At 70.7% G+C, this 17581-nt stretch carries 21 protein-coding genes and 1 tRNA gene; 16 read left to right on the forward strand and 6 right to left on the reverse strand.

The features are described from left to right. Window positions 1–41: 41 nt before the first annotated feature. From R2D22_RS15445 to R2D22_RS15500, 12 genes are all read left to right on the forward strand, one after another. On the forward strand, window positions 42–335 hold the full coding sequence (locus R2D22_RS15445) for a hypothetical protein (protein WP_318103905.1): 294 nt from the start codon (window positions 42–44) through the stop codon (window positions 333–335). Next, complete coding sequence (locus R2D22_RS15450; RefSeq protein ID WP_411977025.1) at window positions 332–1330, forward strand: DUF2637 domain-containing protein; 999 nt, start codon at window positions 332–334, stop codon at window positions 1328–1330. The genes R2D22_RS15445 and R2D22_RS15450 overlap by 4 nt, the downstream gene beginning before the upstream one ends. Then, a complete protein-coding gene (locus tag R2D22_RS15455; protein ID WP_318103907.1) occupies window positions 1327–1977 on the forward strand; it encodes a GGDEF domain-containing protein in 651 nt (216 codons plus the stop codon). Before R2D22_RS15450 ends, R2D22_RS15455 begins: the two co-directional genes overlap by 4 nt. Next, on the forward strand, window positions 1977–2363 hold the full coding sequence (locus R2D22_RS15460; RefSeq protein ID WP_318103909.1) for an RRQRL motif-containing zinc-binding protein: 387 nt from the start codon (window positions 1977–1979) through the stop codon (window positions 2361–2363). The genes R2D22_RS15455 and R2D22_RS15460 overlap by 1 nt, the downstream gene beginning before the upstream one ends. A gap of 158 nt (window positions 2364–2521) precedes the next feature. Then, window positions 2522–4756, forward strand: a complete 2235-nt coding sequence (locus R2D22_RS15465; protein ID WP_318103912.1) for a cell division protein FtsK — start codon at window positions 2522–2524, stop codon at window positions 4754–4756. Window positions 4757–4896: 140 nt separating this feature from the next. Beyond that, window positions 4897–5148 carry a hypothetical protein gene (locus R2D22_RS15470; protein WP_318103913.1) on the forward strand — a complete coding sequence of 84 codons (252 nt, stop codon included), beginning with the start codon at window positions 4897–4899 and terminating at the stop codon, window positions 5146–5148. Between the two features lie 22 nt (window positions 5149–5170). After that, a complete protein-coding gene (locus R2D22_RS15475; RefSeq protein ID WP_318103915.1) occupies window positions 5171–5365 on the forward strand; it encodes a hypothetical protein in 195 nt (64 codons plus the stop codon). A gap of 12 nt (window positions 5366–5377) precedes the next feature. After that, window positions 5378–5977, forward strand: coding sequence for a hypothetical protein (locus R2D22_RS15480; protein ID WP_318103917.1), 600 nt, complete (start codon window positions 5378–5380; stop codon window positions 5975–5977). A gap of 86 nt (window positions 5978–6063) precedes the next feature. Continuing rightward, the gene (locus R2D22_RS15485; protein WP_318103920.1) at window positions 6064–6978 is read left to right on the forward strand and encodes a bifunctional DNA primase/polymerase; all 915 of its coding nucleotides are present in this window, start codon (window positions 6064–6066) and stop codon (window positions 6976–6978) included. Then, window positions 6975–8135 carry an AAA family ATPase gene (locus tag R2D22_RS15490; RefSeq protein ID WP_318103921.1) on the forward strand — a complete coding sequence of 387 codons (1161 nt, stop codon included), beginning with the start codon at window positions 6975–6977 and terminating at the stop codon, window positions 8133–8135. Before R2D22_RS15485 ends, R2D22_RS15490 begins: the two co-directional genes overlap by 4 nt. After that, entirely contained in the window at window positions 8132–8341 is a 210-nt protein-coding gene (locus R2D22_RS15495) for a helix-turn-helix transcriptional regulator (RefSeq protein ID WP_318103923.1), read from the forward strand. The genes R2D22_RS15490 and R2D22_RS15495 overlap by 4 nt, the downstream gene beginning before the upstream one ends. Next, the gene (locus R2D22_RS15500) at window positions 8338–9723 is read left to right on the forward strand and encodes a tyrosine-type recombinase/integrase (RefSeq protein ID WP_318103925.1); all 1386 of its coding nucleotides are present in this window, start codon (window positions 8338–8340) and stop codon (window positions 9721–9723) included. Before R2D22_RS15495 ends, R2D22_RS15500 begins: the two co-directional genes overlap by 4 nt. A 154-nt stretch (window positions 9724–9877) precedes the next feature. Here R2D22_RS15500 and R2D22_RS15505 read toward each other — a convergent pair whose 3' ends face one another. After that, window positions 9878–10762, reverse strand: coding sequence for a pentapeptide repeat-containing protein (locus R2D22_RS15505; protein ID WP_318103927.1), 885 nt, complete (start codon window positions 10760–10762; stop codon window positions 9878–9880). 823 nt (window positions 10763–11585) lie between these two features. After that, a tRNA-Tyr gene (locus R2D22_RS15510) sits at window positions 11586–11667 on the reverse strand. A 195-nt stretch (window positions 11668–11862) separates the two neighbouring features. Between R2D22_RS15510 and R2D22_RS15515 the strand changes: the two genes are divergently transcribed. From R2D22_RS15515 to R2D22_RS15525, 3 genes are all read left to right on the forward strand, one after another. Next, window positions 11863–12354: a YajQ family cyclic di-GMP-binding protein gene (locus R2D22_RS15515; protein WP_318103929.1), complete on the forward strand. Its 492-nt coding sequence runs from the start codon at window positions 11863–11865 to the stop codon at window positions 12352–12354. Window positions 12355–12434: 80 nt separating this feature from the next. Further along, complete coding sequence (locus tag R2D22_RS15520; protein ID WP_318103931.1) at window positions 12435–12929, forward strand: methylated-DNA--[protein]-cysteine S-methyltransferase; 495 nt, start codon at window positions 12435–12437, stop codon at window positions 12927–12929. Between the two features lie 2 nt (window positions 12930–12931). Further along, window positions 12932–13558 (forward strand): alpha-ketoglutarate-dependent dioxygenase AlkB family protein, encoded by a 627-nt coding sequence (locus tag R2D22_RS15525; RefSeq protein ID WP_318103932.1) that lies wholly within the window; start codon window positions 12932–12934, stop codon window positions 13556–13558. On the opposite strand, the gene R2D22_RS15530 is transcribed toward R2D22_RS15525, so the two are convergent. Continuing rightward, window positions 13555–13824, reverse strand: coding sequence for a GlsB/YeaQ/YmgE family stress response membrane protein (locus tag R2D22_RS15530; protein WP_318103933.1), 270 nt, complete (start codon window positions 13822–13824; stop codon window positions 13555–13557). The genes R2D22_RS15525 and R2D22_RS15530 overlap by 4 nt on opposite strands. Window positions 13825–13881: 57 nt before the next feature. On the opposite strand from R2D22_RS15530, the gene R2D22_RS15535 reads away from it, so the two are divergent. Continuing rightward, window positions 13882–15099, forward strand: a complete 1218-nt coding sequence (locus tag R2D22_RS15535) for an APC family permease (RefSeq protein WP_318103934.1) — start codon at window positions 13882–13884, stop codon at window positions 15097–15099. Between the two features lie 80 nt (window positions 15100–15179). On the opposite strand, the gene R2D22_RS15540 is transcribed toward R2D22_RS15535, so the two are convergent. From R2D22_RS15540 to htpX, 3 genes are read right to left on the reverse strand one after another with little or no spacing between them, the layout of a single operon-like run. After that, window positions 15180–16262, reverse strand: a complete 1083-nt coding sequence (locus R2D22_RS15540) for a barstar family protein (RefSeq protein WP_318103936.1) — start codon at window positions 16260–16262, stop codon at window positions 15180–15182. Then, window positions 16262–16654, reverse strand: coding sequence for a YccF domain-containing protein (locus R2D22_RS15545; protein ID WP_318103937.1), 393 nt, complete (start codon window positions 16652–16654; stop codon window positions 16262–16264). Before R2D22_RS15545 ends, R2D22_RS15540 begins: the two co-directional genes overlap by 1 nt. Beyond that, window positions 16651–17514 (reverse strand): zinc metalloprotease HtpX, encoded by an 864-nt coding sequence (htpX, locus tag R2D22_RS15550; RefSeq protein WP_318103939.1) that lies wholly within the window; start codon window positions 17512–17514, stop codon window positions 16651–16653. The genes R2D22_RS15545 and htpX overlap by 4 nt, the downstream gene beginning before the upstream one ends. Between the last annotated feature and the right edge of the window lie 67 nt (window positions 17515–17581).

Below are 17581 nucleotides of genomic sequence, written 5' to 3' on the forward strand. Positions count from 1 at the left end.
CGCGACGGCCCGGTTTCCCTTCGACACGGAAGAGAGCTCCCATGCAGCGCATGTACGTGGGCGGCCATCAGGCCGTCAGCAGCATTGATTTCGTGGAACTAGCCCTCGGCACGCCGGTTGAGCTGTGGCTCGGCGTGGAGGGCGAGACCGAGAAGGAGCGCGCGGCCCGCCTGGACGCGGCGCGCGACATCCTCGCTGACAACCCGAGCCTGCCGGACGACGTGTCGCGGGTCGCCGCCGAGGCGATCGAGGCGTACGCGCCGGAACTGTTCAACGTCGTCCCGCTGGTCCGGCCGGCCCGGCGGAACCGCTCCCGGAAGGGAGCCGCGGCGTGAGCGCCCTGGTAGCCGTCGAGCGGCCGGCGGTTCCGCCGCTGACGCGCCCGGAGATGGGGCTCGCCGGGGTCGGCGCGCTTGCCGCGGCCGGTGTCGGAGCGCTGGGGCTGATCTCTTCCTTCGACGCGGTCTCGGCTGCGGCTGCTCGGTGGGGGTTCGGTGAGCCGTGGATGCTGCCGGTCGGTATCGATGTGGCGATCCCGGTGTTCACCGTGGCCAACCTGCTGCTGATCCGGATGGACATGGCCCTCGCCTGGGTCAGGTTCGTTCCCTGGATCCTCACCCTGGTGACCTGCGGCCTGAACGTCGCCGCCGGACACGGGATGTGGGCGAAGGTCGCCCACGGCACGATGCCGCTGCTGTGGGTGGTGTTCTCCGAGATCGGGGCCCACATCTACGCGGTGCGGATCGGAGCGGCGACCGGCCGGCGGATGGACAAGATCCGCGCGTCGCGGTGGCTGCTCGCGTTCCCGTCCACGTTCTCGCTGTGGCGGCGGATGACGCTGTGGGAGATCACCTCCTACGCCGACGCCCTCGCCCGCGAAAAGGAGCGCCAGCTCGCCCGCGCCGAGCTCCGCGAGACCTACGGATGGCGGTGGCGATCGAAGACCCCACGCCGCGAACGCGTCCTGCTCCGCCTCGGCGAACTCGCCCCCGAGGGAGCCGAGGAGGAGGCCGCGCCCGAGCCTCCGGCGCCGACCGTCCCGCCGCAGGAGCCGAGCGAGCCGAAGCCCCGCAAGCGGACCGCGCGCCCCAAGAAGCCCGCGACCAAGACCGTACGCACCGCGGCGGAGCTGCTGGCCGCGGCACGGGAGATCACCGCCGACTGGGCCGACGCGGCGATCAACGCGGAGGCGATCCGGACCGAGCTGCACTGCTCCGCAGCGAACTCCCGCACCCTGCGGGACGCGCTGCTCGCCGAGCGAGCCGAGCGTCTGCCGCTGCACTCCATCGACACGCACGCCGACGAGACGGCCGAGGAGGTCGCGGCATGAACACGCTCTTAACCGCCCTCGCCGCCGCCACGCCGCTCGCGGCCGGCTGGTCCGGGCACGTGCTGTGGCTGCGCAAGCGGCTCCGTACCGCCCGCCGCGACCCGCTCACCGGTCTGCGGACCCGCGACGGTTTCACCCGCCGCGCCACCGCGCTGCTGCGCGATGAGCGGGCGGTGGTGATCCTCGCGGACGTCGACCGGTTCAAGCAGATCAACGACCGCCACGGCCACGCCGCCGGCGACACGCTGCTCAAGGCCACCGCCGAGCGGCTCGCGCACTACGTCGGCCCGCACGGGGTCGCCGGACGCCTCGGGGGCGATGAGTTCGCTGCCGTCGTCCTCGACACCCACGGCACCGTCGGCGACCTCCTCACGGTCCTCCACGGCGTGCTCGCCCGCCCCGCCGACCCCACCACCCCCCATATCGCCACCACGGTGTCCCTCGGCTGGGTCCGCGCCATCGACCATCCCGGCGACGACCTGTCCGCGCTCCTGGGTCGCGCGGATGAGGCGATGTATGCGGCAAAGCAGGGCCGCGCGGGTATCAAGCGGGCTGGGCTGGGGCGGCTGTTCGCCACGGTGGCCGGCCGACGCTCCGGACGGCGCGGCGCCCGCACCGACGCCCCGGCGATCGTGGCGGCTGCCTGATGTCCGCCGCGTTCGGGAAGTGCTTCGACCCGACCGGGGCGGAGTTCGGGATACCGACGTTCCCGTGGCGGTACGCCCCCGACGGCTACGCCACCCGCCGCCAACTCCGCGCCCGCGGCCTGCGTCCGGGTGGGCAGCCGGTCGCCGCTCAGGTCATGCGCCACAACCGCGGCCGCAAGTCCGGCGTCCAGGTCGGCTACCTCTACCGGCTCGACCTCGCCAAGCCCGTCCGGCCGATGACGTCCCGCAAGTGGGGAGCTCTCGCCCTCGCGATGCTCGCCCGCCGCACCTGCCCCAAGTGCCGGATCACCTACAGCTACTGCATCCCGACCTCACTCGGGATGTGCGTCCTCTGCGCCCACCCCGACGAACAGCGCGCTGCTTGACCGCCAAAGGGGCAGAAACCCTGCCCCTCAGCAAGGGGGTAGGAACCCTGCCCCTTCTCCAGCCGCAACTGGCTGACGATTCACAGCACGGGCCCGGCCGCCTACCTCTCACAGCGCCGGCCGGGCCCGCCTTTCCCTCCCGAGAGAAGGAAGTTTCAGTGAAGCACCCCGAGGAAGAGAACGAGTTCTTCAACCGACTCGAAGCCGACATGGCCGCCGACCGGTCGGCCGACGCCGGGGCCGACGTGGTCGACCTCGACAAGGCCCGCTCCGCCCGCACTGAGTCGGCCGACCCGCACACCCGACCCGACGCCGACGAGTCGTCCGACTCCCGTGACGGCGAGTCGGGCCACGGGTCGGGCGACCCGTCGGCCCGACGGTTGGTCGACGGTCCGGACGTCGCCGGGCCCGGATACCTCGGCCGCTTGATGGGCGCGAAGCGGCGGGCGATCGTCCCGGCGTGGCTGCGCTCCACGGCCGAACTCAAGACCGCCGCCACCTGGGTCGCGAGCCACTACGCCCACCTGGCCGGGTACCACGCGCTGCGCTCCCCGGTCTACGCCGGGCGTCTCGCGCTCCAGGCCCCTCGCGGCGCCGCCAGGTTCGCGGGCGGCGCGATGCGGTGGGTTGCCGACCGCGAGGGCGAGCCCGTCCGACTCGCCGCCGTGAGGCGCGAGGACGCCGGCGAGTACCTGAAGCTCTCGCGGCAGCGCGACAGGCGGGTCCGACTGCGCACCCTGGTCGCCACCCTCGCCACGCTGGTCGGGACGGGAACCGCGCTCGCGCTGTACGTACTCGCGCCGGGCTGGTTGCAGGCCGTCTCCGTCAGTGCGCTGCTGCTCGCGCTTGGCGCGGCCGGCAGCGCGGCGGACACGCCGGTCGTCAACCGGGCCGTGGAGGTCACCAAGGCCCCCAAGCTCACGTCCGACATCGTGCTGCGCGCGCTCGGCGCCCTCGGCATCCCCGCGATCAATCAGGCGCAGGGCAAGGGCCGGGACGGGTTCACGTTCACCGCGCCGATCACCCGCGACGGGCCCGGCTGGCGCGCCGAGGGCGACCTCCCCTACGGCGTGACCGTCACGGACGTGATCGAGCGCCGCGAGCGGCTCGCCTCCGGTCTTCGTCGGCCGCTGGGGTGCGTGTGGCCGGAGGCGGTGCCGGACGAGCACACCGGGCACCTGGTGCTGTGGGTGGGCGACCAGGACATGAACAAGGCGAAGAAGCCCAAGTGGCCGCTGCTCACCTCGGGCAGCGTCGACCTGTTCAAGCCGGTCGCCTACGGCACCGACCAGCGCGGACGCTGGGTCGACGTCACCCTCATGTACATCGCCGGTGTCATCGGCGCGATCCCCCGCATGGGCAAGACATTCCTGCTCCGCCTGCTCCTGCTCATCGCCGCTCTCGACCCGCGCGCCGAGCTGCACACCTACGACATGAAGGGCACCGGCGACCTCGACCCGGTCGGCAACGCGGTCTCCCACCGGCACGCCGCCGGCGACGACGACGAGTCGATCCTCTACGCGCTCGCCGACTGGCGAGCACTGCGCGAGGAACTCCGGCGCCGGACCAAGGTGATCCGCTCGCTCCCGCGGGACATCTGCCCCGAGTCGAAGGTGACCAGCCAGCTCGCCGACAAGCGCTCCTTGGGCCTGCACCCGATCGTGGTCGGCGTGGACGAGTGCCAGGTGCTGTTCGAGCACCCCGAGCACGGCAAGGAGTTCGAGGAAATCGCGACCGACCTGGTCAAGCGCGGTCCGGCCACCGGCATCGTGATGCTGCTCGCCACGCAGCGCCCCGACGCCAAGTCCCTGCCGACCGGCATCTCCGCCAACGCGGGCGCCCGTTGGTGCCTGAAGGTCATGGGCCAGACCGAGAACGACATGGTGCTCGGCACCTCCGCCTACAAGCGCGGCGTGCGGGCCACCATGTTCGCCTGGGGCGACAAGGGCATCCACTACTTCGTCGGCGAAGGATCCGACGCCCGGATCGTCGCCTCGGTCTACGTGGACGCGCCCGGTGCCGAGACCATCGGCGCCCGCGCCCGCGCCGCCCGCGAGAAGGCCGGACTGCTCACCGGCTACGCGGCTGGCGAAGCCTCCGAGGCGGTGACCGGCCCGGCCTACGACTTGCTCGCCGACATCCTCGCCGTCGTCCCCGCCGCCGAGACCAAGGCATGGTCCGAGACGGTCGTGGCCCGGCTCGCCGAACTCCGCCCCGACGTCTACGACGGCTGGGAGCCCGACTCGCTCACCGCGGCACTCAAGCCGCACGGTATCTCCACCATCCAGGTCGGGCGCCGCGTGGACGGCAAGGTCGTCAACCGGCGCGGCATCGACCGCTCCCACATCACGACCGCGATTGCGGAGCGTGACGGAAAGCGGGACGCAAGCTGACCCCCCGGAGCCGCTAGCGCTAGCGGCACACCCCGCTAACGTTAGCGGCTCCGCTAGCGGCCCATTCCCACCTTGATCAGGCCGTTAGTCGATAGCGGCCTACCTGCGGAAACCCCTGAAACCCGCCCCGGAGGCCCCCGATGACCCCCATCGCCCTTGCTATCGCCTGCCTGACTCTCGTAACACTCTGTTACGCAACTTTGTGTGCGGCCAGCCCTTTCGGCACCTGCCGCAAATGCACCGGCCTCGGCTTCGCCCTCAAGCACGACCGCAAGGGCAAGCCCAAGCGCGGCAAGCCCTGCCGCCGCTGCAAGGGACACGGCATCCGCATACGCGCCGGCCGCTGGCTCTACAACCGCGCCGCCCGCATCCACCGCGACGGCACCCGCTGACCACAACGACTGGAGCCCTGCCGTGAACTTCGAGATCTCCGCCCTACTCCTCTTCGCCGTCGCCTCCGCCTTCGCCGTCAAGACCAAGGCCGCCGGAGCCGCCGCCGCCACCGTCCTGTTCCTCTTCGGCTTCTTCGCCGCCGGGACCGGCGCGTACGAGCCCATCACGAACCTCGTGAAGTCCACCGCCACGTTCGTCTCCGACATCGCCGACTAGGAGGACCCGGCCATGAACGAACCCCTCATCCACCGCCACTGGCTCGCCCACGCCCTCCCCAAGGCCGCCCCGGGCATCGCCACCTCCACGGTGCTGATCCTCGGCCGGATCTGGAACGCCAACGGCGCCGAGCACTCCGTCGGCAACGCCGCCCTGATCGTCGTCCTCGCCGCGGGCGCCGCGACGGCCGGCGCGTTCGCCGCAGCCGGTCGCAACGGGGATGGGGTGCTCGCCGCAACCGCATTCGCCGCCTCGGGCGGGCTCGCGCTCGCCGGAGTCGCCGGGTACGCCGACGGGTTGTCCCTGCCGCTACTGCTCTGGTCGCTCGCCACCGCCGTCGCCTACGGTCTCGCCGCCCGCTACTGGCGGACGGACCGCCGGGCCGCCATCGCACACGAGCGGCACACGGGCGAGCGGCGCGAGGAGCACGCTCACGTCGAGCGCGTGGAAGCCCTCCGCGCCGGAGCACAGATCGAGGTCGCCCGGAGCGGCGCCGCCTACGCCGAGCAGCTCGCCACCGCACTGCTCACCCGCGCGGCCCTGCCCGGCTTCGACCCCAAGGCCCTCGCAGACGCGGGCCTCCCCGAACTACCCAGCGCCAACCACGACTAGCTACGCCCGAGGCGGTCGCCTCTCTCCAAAGACCGCGACCGCCTCGGCTTCTCCGTCCCTTCGACAGAAACAGGAGAACCACCAGCATGACCTATCCGACCCCCGTCCAGCGAGACGGCCGTCGGCCGCTACTGGACGCGGCACTCGCGGCCGCCGCCCGCGGCTGGCACGTCTTCCCCCTCATCCCTGGCGACAAGCGCCCCGCCGTCGCCAACTGGGAGAACCGCGCCACCACTGACCCGGAGCGCATCCGCCGCTGTTGGGCGCACGCGCCCTACAACATCGGCATTGCCACCGGACCGTCCGGGCTGGTCATCGTCGACCTGGACACCGCCAAGAGCTCGCAGGACCGGCCGCCGGCCAAGTGGGACCGCCCCGGCATCCAGGACGGGCACGACGTACTCGTGGCGCTGTGTGAGGACGTGGCCGGGGACGCGGAACTCACCCTGGCGAGCCACACCGTTCGAACCGCGAGCGGCGGGACGCACCTCTACTTCGCCGCGCCCGGGGACGTCGAGCTCCGGAACACCGCGGGCAAGCTCGGGTGGAAGATCGACACCCGCGCCCATGGCGGATACATCGTGGGCGCGGGAAGCTCGCTCACGCGCCAGGCGACCGGGTACCGGGCCGTCGTCGACATGACGCCCGCCCCGCTCCCGGGCTGGCTGCTCGAACTCCTGCGACCCGCGCCCCTGCCGCCGCAGGAACCCATTGCCGTGGAGCTCTCCTCCGACCGGCGGGGCAAGTGGCTGCGCGCCGCCGTCGACGGCGAGCTTCAGCGCGTCGCCAACTCCCAGGCACACGAGCACAACAACGCGCTCTACATCGCCGCCGTCGCCCTCGGACAGCTCGTGGAGGGCGGCGAGCTGGGCGAGGGCGAGGTGACCGCGTGGCTCGCCGCGGCGGCGCTTCAGGTGGGGCAGGGCGACCGCGAGGCGCGGCGCACCATTGCGTCTGGTCTTAAGGCCGGCGCCCGTCGACCCCGGAGGCTCGCGGCATGAGCGCCAACCCGATTCCGCCGCTGCACCTGTACTCGGTCCCGAGCGACCCGCCCGCGGCTCCGGTGGCACCGCCGAAGCGTGAGCGGCCGCGGACCGCGTGGACAGCCGATCAGCTCATGGCCGCGGACTTCCCCGAGCCAAAGTGGGCCGTGCCGGGCATCCTCGCGGAGGGTGTCAGCCTGCTGGCCGGACCGCCGAAGGTGGGCAAGTCCTGGCTGTCCCTCGGGCTCGGGCTCGCCGTGGCGGCCGGCGGCCGCGCGTTCGACTCCGTGCCCGTCCAGGGCGGCCCGGTGCTCTACCTTGCCCTGGAGGACACTCCGCGACGCCTCCAGACGCGCATGGGGAAGGTCCTCGGAGGCCAGAAAGCGCCGGCCGGGCTCACCCTCGTGACCGAGTGCCCGCCCTTCCCGCAGGGCGGCTCCGAGGCGATCGCCCAGTGGCTCGACCGCAACCCGGACGCCCGGATGGTCGTCATCGACGTGTTCGCCAAGATGCGCGGACAGTCCCCGCAAGGCGTCTCCGCGTACGACGCGGACTACGTCGCCGTGGGCTACGCCAAGCGGCTCGCTGACCATTACGGCATCGCCGTCGTCCTGGTCCACCACGTCCGCAAGGCGGGCTCTGATGACTTCCTCGCGGAGGTCTCGGGGACCAACGGCATCGCGGGCGCCGCCGACGCCACGCTCGTACTGAAACGCGCCCGCGGCAAGGCAGACGGCATCCTCCACGTCACTGGGCGCGATGTCGACGAGGCCGAGTACGCGCTCCAGTTCCAGGCCGCCTCCGGCGCCTGGCAGTTGCTGGACGGCCCCGTCTCAGACCACACCGTCGGCGACACCCGCGCCGCCGTCATCAAGTTCGTCCGGGCCAACCCAGGGGCGAAGCCGAAGGACATCGCCGCGGCGATGCCGCACCTCGACGCCGACACGGTCCGCCGCACCTGCTCCCGCATGGCCGCCGACGGCCAGCTCACCAAGGACCCCGGCGGCCGGTACTACCCGGACACCCAGAGCCGCACGCAGGCCGCCGGAGGGGCGTCCGAGCCGTCCGACTGTCCCGACACCGCACCCGACCAGCCCGAATGCTCCGGACAGTCGTCACTGGAACTGTCCGGGCTGTCCGGCTCCGCGTCAGACCAGCAGGAGGTCAGCCGATGACATCCACCACCCGCCGCCGCCAGCCCCCAGTCGACGAGTGGCTGCCACTGAGCGACGCACTTGTGGAAATGAAGATCACGCGCGCCACCTGGTACCGCTGGCGCAACCGCGGATATGGCCCGGAGGCCAAGCGCTACCCCAACGGACGGCTGCATATCCGCCGGAGCGTCTTGGACGCGTTCATGGATGAACTGGAGACCGCGTGACCGAGTGGAGCTACACCGTGCGGATCTGGAGCATCCGCAAGCGGCCGTACCGCAAGCCGTTCCAGCTCCGCTGGCAGGTGGGCACTCGACCCCATTCCGAGTCCTTCCTGACCCGCGGGCTCGCCGAGAGCAGGCGCGCTCAGTTCGTCACGGCCGCGCGCGAGGGCGAGCCGTGGGACGTCGACAGCGGGCTGCCGAAGTCGATGGTGCAGAAGGCTAAGGACATCTCTTGGTACCAGCACGCCAGGAACTACGTGGAACTGAAGTGGAACCACTCCCCCGCTTCCACCCGCCGGAATCTCGCCGAGGCCATGGCCACGGTGGCTCTCGCCCTGGTGAAGGACACCAAGGGCATGAGCGACCACAAGGCCGTGCGCCGCGCGCTCTACACCTGGGGATTCAACGTGCACCGCTGGAAGGAAGAGCCGCCGGCCGACGTCGCCGAGCTGCTCACGTGGGTGGAGCGGAAATCCGTGGCCACCTCTGCTCTCTCCGACCGGATGCTCGTGCGCAAGGCTCTGGACGCCTGCTCACGCCGACTGGACGGCAAAACGTCGTCGGGATCGGTCATCGCCCGGAAGCGCGCCATCTTCCACCAGGCCCTCGGCTTCGCCGTCGACGCCGAGCTGCTGGCAGAGAACCCGCTCGCCACCGTGAAGTGGAAGGCACCCGAGCGGGTGGAGGAACAGGTGGACCCGGAGTGCGTTCCGGACCCCGAGCGGGCAGCCGCGCTTCTGGCGGCCGTACGGAAGCAGGGAAGCCGCGGAAAGCACTTGGAGGCGTTCTTCGGGTGCATCTACTACTCCGCCGCCCGCCCCGGCGAGCTGGTGGGGCTCCAGCTCCAGGACTGCGACCTCCCCCGCCGCGGCTGGGGTGTGCTTCGCCTCCGGGAGAGCCGGGCGCGCTCCGGGAGCTCCTGGACGGACACGGGCGAGGCGCACGACCGGCGCGGGCTCAAGCACCGGGCGCGGAAGACGGTGCGGTACGTGCCGATCCCGCCCGAGCTGGTGGCGATGCTCCGGTGGCACGTCACCCTCTACGGCGCCCACGCCGACGGCCGGCTCTTCCGTACGGCCCGAGGCGGCATGGTGCAGGAGAGTGGCTATGGCGAGGTCTGGGCGAACGCTCGCGAGGACGCGCTCACGCCTGCCGAACGCACGACGAAGCTGGCCAAGCGGCCTTATGACCTTCGTCACGCGGCCGTCTCGACGTGGCTCAGTTCGGGGGTAGAACCACAGCTCGTGGCGCAGCGCGCCGGCCACAGTACGGGCGTCCTCTTCCGGGTGTACGCGAAGTTCCTGAAGGGCGGCGACGAGGCAGCGAACGCCAAGATCTCGGCCCGCCTTCGCGAGCGGAGCGCGCCTTTGCCCAAGTCGGTCTAGCCGCAACCCAGCCGCTGGTCCGTGCTCGCCATCCCTGACCAAGACATCGGCCCCTGATCTGCGCGCAGCGGGTCAGGGGCCAGCTCTATCGCGTGGCGCCGCCAGCGCCAATTCCCACCATCAGCGTACTGTCTCTGATTTAGGCGCAGACTGTTCATTCGGGATTCAAATGCCCAGCACACGTACCGCCAACGCGGTCGCTATTCCGCCCGTCTGGGCAGGTAGTGTTCTTCCATTTGACCCCTGCGATGGATGCTCCAGTGAGGTCCGCACCAGTCAGATCGGCACCTGTCAGGTCAGCCTCGTCCAGATTGGCACCCCTCAGATCGGCGTCACGAAGATCCGCATTGAGCAAGCTGGAGTTCTCAAGGCTTGCGGATGGGGGCGGCTTCGGCGGCGGGTTCGAGGCCCACGCGAATGCAACAATTCCGACAGCAGCTAGAGATGTCGCGAGGAGCAACAGTTTCAAAGTCCCCTTGAATCTTGCTTCTAGCACCCGATTCTGGGCGACCTGTTGGATCGACTCGATCCACACTTCGATTTGACCGATGCGATCCTCCTCTTGCCTAACTTCCGCTCGTTTTCTCTTTTTTGCGGCTGCATCTCGCCGCGCCTCCGTCTGAGCCAAGTCATCCATGAGCGACTGGGGAGTATCCCAGATTCCCAGTTGACTTGGTGTTGCGTTAAAGAACTCAACCGCAGCCTTAACGCTGTCGGTCGGGTGTTCCCACTCTCGAGCGAGTTGGTCAATCGTGACTACCACAGGAACCAGCAGGCGGACCGCAAGCCAGATCGCTGCCACCACGGCCGCCAGCCCTACGACAGCGCCGCCGATGGCAACCCCCAGCCGCCAGCTCCACTCCAACTTGCCGATGTTGGAGAGCTGGCTGCCCGCCAGCAATGCTGCACCCACGGCGGCCGAGCTCGCGATCATCCACTTCGCCGCTTCGCGGATCTTGTCGTTCGCCTTGTTCAGCGCAGCGAATTCCGAGGAAGAATCATCGGGAGGAGTGGCTTCATCCAAGCTTTGTCCGACCATGAATACCTCACTCGACGATGGAAGGCTTGAGGATAACCGGGGGCCTAATCGGGATGACGATAGGATTTCGGCCTCTCCCAGGCAACTCCCTCCTCTTTCGTTCAAATGCCGGACCGTAACGCCCATAACCGACTGTTCGACCGACCCTCTTACCCCCCGATGACGCCTTTCCCAACTCAATTCCGTAGCGATCCAGTGCCGCAGCGATTTCCTTCCGAGGAAGCACTGACCCTTCGGAAACGGTAAGACTGGAAGAGATCTCTTTTGCGGAATAGGGAACTCTCAATTCCCCTCCAGAGACTTCACCTCGAAGAAGAGGGACCAAGAGGCGTCGATTTTTCTTCCCTGCCCGAACTTGCGCTAGGACCGGCCTAGCATCTTCCCTGTTAACGTGAACAGCAATGACCTGGCCGATCAATTGGCCATCTTTCGAGACGAGGGTCACGCCTTCACTCGACGTCAAATCAGACAGCTTCATCTCGACTCCCTTGAGGCCCGCATCTTCCAGGGACTGCTCCTGTTCAGCATCACTGCAATACGCAGTACAGGCAGCGCCACTGCGGCCGATGGGATGAACGCGCACACGACCCTCGGGCCGCGGAGGGCAAGATCCTCACTCAACTACAGCGCAGCAGCCCGCCAGGCGCGGCATGCCCTCAGCAGCGACGGCCGCGCGCCGGCAGGTCCCGTCCACACTCCGTCCAGACACGCTGATAGAGAGCGTGATCGAGCGAGACAGCGTGAGACAGTCCCGCCCTGCGCCACTTGCACAGCAGAACGGCCCCTGATCGCGTTTCCGCAGATCAGGGGCCGTTCCATCGCGTGGCGGCGCCAGGATTCGAACCTGGGTAGGCTAAGCCGACGGATTTACAGTCCGCTCCCATTGGCCACTCGGGCACACCGCCATGGGATGTCGCCGGTGGAGCCGCTTTTTCGGCGGTGCTCCGGGGCAACGACGTAAACGATACCCGATGTGCGGGGGTGCTTCGCCACCGGATTGATCAGCGGTTCGGGCGGGGGCGGGTGGCTAGGCTTTGGGCTGTAACCACACGCATCCGCCGCGCACGCGCGAAGGCATTCGACGCAAGGAGCCACACGTCATGGCCGACTCCAGTTTCGACATCGTCTCCAAGGTCGAGCGGCAGGAGGTCGACAACGCCCTCAACCAGGCCGCCAAGGAGATCTCGCAGCGCTACGACTTCAAGGGCACCAACGCCTCCATCTCCTGGTCGGGAGAGAAGATCCTGATGCAGGCGAACGGCGAGGAGCGGGTCAACGCGATCCTCGACATCTTCCAGTCCAAGCTGATCAAGCGCGGGATCTCGCTGAAGTCGCTGGACGTCGAGGGTGAGCCGCAGCTGTCCGGCAAGGAGTACAAGCTCTTCGCCTCCGTCCAGGAGGGCATCTCCCAGGAGAACGCCAAGAAGGTCGCGAAGGCCATCCGCGACGAGGGCCCCAAGGGCGTCAAGGCGCAGGTGCAGGGCGACGAGCTGCGGGTCAGCTCGAAGAGCCGGGACGACCTGCAGGCCGTGCAGGCGCTGCTCAAGGGCAAGGACTTCGACTTCGCCCTGCAGTTCGTGAACTACCGGTAGTCCCCGGACTGCCGCGTCCGAAAACCGCCAGCTCCTCCGCCTGCCCGCGCGCAGACTGGCAGGCGAGGAGAGGAGACGTCATGGACGACGTGTACGCATACGTCGACGGGCCGCTCGGCCGGATGCTGCTGGTCGGGCGGGTCGGCGAGGACGGGCGGACCGCGCTCGCCTCGCTGTCGCTGCCCGGTCAGAAGGGGGCCGTCGCCGTCCGTGACGGGTGGCGGCTCGCGCCGGAGGCGTTCACCGAGATCGCGGCGCAGCTCGGCGAGTACTTCGCCGGGCGGCGGGAGCGGTTCGACGTCGCCGTCGCGCACAGCGGGACGGACTTCCAGCGGCGCGTCTGGGAGGCCCTGGAGGAGATTCCGTACGGGACGACCGTCACGTACGGGGACATCGCCCGGAAGGTGGGTTCGTCCGGTGCCGGGGTACGGGCCGTCGGGACCGCGATCGGGCGCAACCCGCTGCTCGTGGTGCGGCCCTGCCACCGGGTGATCGGGGCGGACGGTGCCCTGCGCGGGTACGCGGCCGGCCTGGAGCGCAAGGAGAGCCTCCTCGCGCTGGAGGGCGCTGCGTAGCCGTGGACACCCTGTTCCCCCGCGAGCGGGCCGTCGTCGCGCCCGGTGCCGTGCACGTGCCCGGGTGGCTTCCGGCCGCGCGGCAGCGGGAGTTGGTGGCCGCGTGCCGGGAGTGGGGGCGCGGGCCCGTCCCGTACCGGCACATCGTGCTGCCGGGCGGCGGGGTGATGTCCGTGCAGTCGCTGGGCCTCGGGCGGCGCTGGGTGCCGTATCGGTACGTGGACGACGTCGCCGTCGAACTGCCCGACTGGCTCGCCGCGTTGGGGCGGGAAGCCGTCGCCGAGGCGTACGGGGAGGACGGCGGCTACGCGCCCGACACCGCGTTCGTGAACTACTACGACGCGGGCGCCGGCGCGAAGATGGGCATGCACCAGGACAAGGACGAGCGCTCCGGCGCGCCGGTCGTGTCGCTGAGCCTGGGCGACCGGTGCGTGTTCCGGTTCGGGAACACCGAGACGCGCGGAAAGCCGTACACCGACGTGGAGTTGGCCTCCGGGGATCTGTTCGTGTTCGGCTTGGCCTCGCGGTTCGCGTACCACGGGGTGCCCAAGGTGATGCCCCACACCGCTCCCCCGTCCCTCGGGCTCTCGGGGCGGCTGAACATCACCCTGCGCGAGACCGGGCTCTAGCGTTCGCGGGAGTGGCCGAAGAAGATCCGGTACGCGATCAGCAGCACCAACGAGCCGCCTATCGCGGACAGCCAGGTCGCGCCGTCGTAGAAGTCCGCGGTGATCGGGCGGTCCAGGAAACGGGCGGAGAGCCAGCCGCCGATGAAGGCACCGACGATGCCGATGACGGTCGTGCCGACGATGCCGCCCGGGTCGCGGCCGGGCAGCAGGATCTTGGCGGCGACGCCGGCGAGCAGGCCCAGGACGATCCAGCTGACAATGTTCATGTCCGGTAGGACGCCCGGCCGGACGCCGCGGTTGCCGCGGGCCGTAACCTGCCGCGCATGACACACGAACTGCGGCGCACGCTCGGGGTCTTCGACGCCGTCGTCATCGGGCTCGGCGCGATGGTCGGGGCGGGGATCTTCGTGGCGCTCGGGCCCGCGGCCGGCGCGGCCGGTTCCGCGCTGCTGCCCGCGCTGGGCCTCGCCGGGCTCGTCGCGTACTGCAACGCCATGGCCTCGGCCCGGCTGGCGGCCCTCTACCCGGCCTCGGGCGGCACGTACGTGTACGGGCGCGAACGCCTCGGGCCCTTCTGGGGGTACCTCGCGGGCTGGGCGTTCGTCGTCGGCAAGACGGCCTCGTGCGCGGCGATGGCGCTCACGGTCGGCGCGTACGCCTGGCCGGACCAGGCGCACGCGGTAGCGGTCGCCGCTGTCGTCGCACTGACGGCCCTGAACTGCACCGGCGTACAGAAGTCGGCGCTGGCCGCGCGGGTGATCGTGGCGTTGGTCCTCGCGGTCCTGGCGGCGGTCGTGGTGGTGTCCTTCGGCGCCGGTGAGGCGGGGCGGCTCTCGGTGGGCGCGGACGCCTCGGCCGGCGGGCTGCTCCAGGCGGCCGGGCTGCTGTTCTTCGCCTTCGCCGGGTACGCGCGGATCGCCACGCTCGGCGAGGAGGTGCGGGACCCGGCGCGCACGATCCCCCGGGCGGTGCCGATCGCGCTCGGCATCGCGCTGGCGGTGTACGCGGCGGTCGCCGTGGCCGTCCTGGCGGTCCTGGGCACGGACGGGCTCGCCGCCTCGGGGGCGCCGCTGTCGGACGCGGCACGGGCGGCGGGCGCGGACCGGCTGGTGCCGGTGGTCCGAGTGGGCGCGGCGGTGGCGGCGCTGGGCTCGCTGCTCTCGCTGATCCTCGGTGTCTCCCGTACGACGCTGGCGATGGCCCGCGACGGGCACCTGCCGACCCCGCTGGCGGCCGTGCACCCCCGCTTCCAGGTGCCGCAGCGGGCGGAGCTGGTCGTGGGCGCGGTGGTGGCCGTGGTGGCGGCGACGGCGGACGTGCGGGGCGCGATCGGGTTCTCGTCGTTCGGGGTGCTGGTCTACTACGGGATCGCGAACGCCGCCGCCTGGACGCTGGGGCCGCGCGCGCGGGTCCTGGCGGGCGTGGGGCTGGCCGGCTGCGGGGCGCTGGCGTTCGCGCTGCCGTGGACGTCCGTCGCGGCGGGCGCGGGGGTGCTGGCGGCGGGGGTGGTCGCGTACGCGGTGCGGGAGGGACGGCGCTGAGGCGGGCCGAGGGCGGGGGTGCCTTCAGGCTGCGGGGGTGTGGTCAGGCTGCGGGGTGTCGTCGGACGGCAGGAGTGTGGTCAGGCGAGGACGACCGTGAGGCCCGTCGCCTCCAGCGTCGTGACGATCCGGTCGAACGTGGGCGGCTGGTGCCGGGCGAGCGGGCGGACGCCCAGGCACGCGCGGGCCGTGTCGGCGTCGTGCCAGACCAGGGTGTCGCCCACGCCCACGACCAGGTTCTTCGCGAGCCCGTGGAGGTTGTCGGCGACATAGCCGCCGGGGCCCAGGACCGCCTCGCCCAGCGCGCAGTGGAAGGAGTCCGCGTCGACGACGTGTCGGCCGTCCAGGTGGTACGTGGCGACGCCGGCGCCGTAACCGGGCAGGTCCCAGGCGCGGCGCTCGGCCTGGACCAGCCACTCGCGGCGGGTGCCCGACGGGAACCGCGCCCAGGTGCCCGGCTCCTCCGGGCGCTGCCACCACCACAGGTCCCAGATGCCGCCGATCCCGGGGACGCGCAGGTCGCAGCGGTCGACGAGGACGGTGAGGTCGAACAGGCCGTAATGGCGCCGGGACGGCTTCAGGTCCACCAGGCGGGCGCGCCCCTCGAAGTGCGCGACGACGCCCATGTACGCCAGGCGCTGGAACATGACGGCGGCCGGCAGGTCCTCCGTCCCGGTCTCCAGCGCGTCGCGCAGCGGGCCCCGTGGGGAGCAGCCGAGGAACGTGACCTCGGTGTGCGTGCGCTCCTCCGGTTCGTCCGGCGAGACGCGCACCAGATTGACGCAACGGGTCTCGGCGGCCGCCGGTCCGTCCTCGCCGTCGTCGGCGTACTCGGGATGCGGCCACGTCACCGCCTCCACCGTGACCACGTCCCCCGTCCGGGCGAGGACCCGTACGTCCTCCAGCAGTCGCAGCTGCTCGTCGGCGGTGCGTACGAGCAGCTCGCCCAGCGGCGCGGTGCCCGCCACGGTCGCCTCGGCGACGGCGCGGGCGAGTTCGCCGCGCGGCTCGGCGCAGCCGCGCAGCTCGAAGCGGGCGCGGTGGGACGGGCCGGGCTCGGCGAACAGGCCGTCGACGTCCTTGCACAGCGCCAGAACCCCGTCGCCGTAGGCGGACGCCGGGGCCCTCGGGTCGGTCTCCAGGGCGTACTTCGGAGAGTCCATCAGCGGCTCGCGAACGGCTGGTCCGTACGGACGATCTCCTTGCCCAGCGGGAGCAGGGAGACCGGGATCAGCTTGAAGTTCGCGATGCCGAGCGGGATGCCGATGATCGTGATGCACAGCACGATGCCGGTGGTGATGTGGCCGAGCGCGAGCCACCAGCCCGCCAGGACGAGCCACAGCACGTTGCCCACGCAGGACGGCGCGCCCGCGTCCCGCCGGTCGACGACCGTGTACCCGAAGGGCCAGAGGGCGTAGACGCCGATCCGGAAGGCGGCCAGGCCGAAGGGGATGCCGATGATCGTGATGCAGAGCAGGACGCCCGCCAGCAGGTAGCCGAGGAACATCCAGAATCCGCAGAGGATCAGCCAAATGACGTTGAGGAGTGTCTTCATGGGCGACGACCTGCCATTTGCTCGAGTCGGGCGATGCGCTCCGCCATCGGCGGGTGCGTCGAGAACATCTTCGTGAGCCCCCGGCCCGGCCTGAACGGGTTCGCGATCATCATGTGGCTGGCGGTCTCGATCTTGGGCTCGGGGGGCAGCGGCAGCTGTTTCGTGCCCGCTTCGAGCTTGCGCAGCGCACTGGCCAGGGCGAGCGGGTCACCGGTCAGCTGGGCGCCGGAGGCGTCCGCCTCGTACTCCCGGGACCTGCTGATGGCGAGCTGGATCACCGAGGCGGCGATCGGGCCGAGGATCGCGACCAGCAGCATGCCGAGCAGGCCCGGGCCCTCGTCGTCCTCCGACCGGCCGACCGGGATCAGCCAGGCGAAGTTGACCAGGAACATGATCACGGAGGCGAGCGCGCCCGCCACCGACGAGATCAGGATGTCCCGGTTGTAGACATGGCTCAACTCGTGGCCGAGGACACCGCGCAGCTCGCGCTCGTCCAGGATCTGGAGGATTCCCTCCGTGCAGCACACCGCCGCGTTGCGCGGGTTCCGGCCGGTCGCGAAGGCGTTGGGGGCCTGGGTCGGCGAGATGTAGAGCCGGGGCATGGGCTGGCGGGCCTGCGTGGAGAGCTCGCGCACCATCCGGTACAGGGCGGGCGCCTCGAACTCGCTCACCGGCCGGGCCCGCATGGCCCGCAGCGCCAGCTTGTCGCTGTTCCAGTACGCGTACGCGTTGGTACCGAGCGCCACGACCACCGCGACGATCAGGCCGGTACGCCCGAAGAAGCTGCCGATGAGGATGATGAGGGCCGAGAGCCCTCCGAGAAGTACGGCGGTCCTCAGCCCGTTGTGCCGGCGGTGCACGGTACGCCCTCCAAGTGGTACGGCAGGGGAACCCTTTGCTGGGTGCTGGTCCACCCGTCCAGTGGAC

Origin of the sequence: Streptomyces sp. HUAS YS2, assembly GCF_033343995.1 — a bacterium.
GTDB lineage: Bacteria > Actinomycetota > Actinomycetes > Streptomycetales > Streptomycetaceae > Streptomyces > Streptomyces solicathayae.

Excerpts from the sequence above, each read along its gene's own strand:
- R2D22_RS15535 (WP_318103934.1), top strand. The coding sequence starts at position 13,882 with ATGACACACGAACTGCGGCGCACGCTCGGGGTCTTCGACGCCGTCGTC.
- R2D22_RS15470 (WP_318103913.1), top strand. The coding sequence starts at position 4,897 with ATGACCCCCATCGCCCTTGCTATCGCCTGCCTGACTCTCGTAACACTC.
- R2D22_RS15495 (WP_318103923.1), top strand. The coding sequence starts at position 8,132 with ATGACATCCACCACCCGCCGCCGCCAGCCCCCAGTCGACGAGTGGCTG.
- R2D22_RS15545 (WP_318103937.1), bottom strand. The coding sequence starts at position 16,654 with ATGAAGACACTCCTCAACGTCATTTGGCTGATCCTCTGCGGATTCTGG.
- R2D22_RS15445 (WP_318103905.1), top strand. The coding sequence starts at position 42 with ATGCAGCGCATGTACGTGGGCGGCCATCAGGCCGTCAGCAGCATTGAT.
- R2D22_RS15460 (WP_318103909.1), top strand. The coding sequence starts at position 1,977 with ATGTCCGCCGCGTTCGGGAAGTGCTTCGACCCGACCGGGGCGGAGTTC.
- R2D22_RS15490 (WP_318103921.1), top strand. The coding sequence starts at position 6,975 with ATGAGCGCCAACCCGATTCCGCCGCTGCACCTGTACTCGGTCCCGAGC.
- R2D22_RS15540 (WP_318103936.1), bottom strand. The coding sequence starts at position 16,262 with ATGGACTCTCCGAAGTACGCCCTGGAGACCGACCCGAGGGCCCCGGCG.
- R2D22_RS15455 (WP_318103907.1), top strand. The coding sequence starts at position 1,327 with ATGAACACGCTCTTAACCGCCCTCGCCGCCGCCACGCCGCTCGCGGCC.
- R2D22_RS15530 (WP_318103933.1), bottom strand. The coding sequence starts at position 13,824 with ATGAACATTGTCAGCTGGATCGTCCTGGGCCTGCTCGCCGGCGTCGCC.
- R2D22_RS15515 (WP_318103929.1), top strand. The coding sequence starts at position 11,863 with ATGGCCGACTCCAGTTTCGACATCGTCTCCAAGGTCGAGCGGCAGGAG.
- R2D22_RS15480 (WP_318103917.1), top strand. The coding sequence starts at position 5,378 with ATGAACGAACCCCTCATCCACCGCCACTGGCTCGCCCACGCCCTCCCC.
- R2D22_RS15520 (WP_318103931.1), top strand. The coding sequence starts at position 12,435 with ATGGACGACGTGTACGCATACGTCGACGGGCCGCTCGGCCGGATGCTG.
- R2D22_RS15485 (WP_318103920.1), top strand. The coding sequence starts at position 6,064 with ATGACCTATCCGACCCCCGTCCAGCGAGACGGCCGTCGGCCGCTACTG.
- R2D22_RS15505 (WP_318103927.1), bottom strand. The coding sequence starts at position 10,762 with ATGGTCGGACAAAGCTTGGATGAAGCCACTCCTCCCGATGATTCTTCC.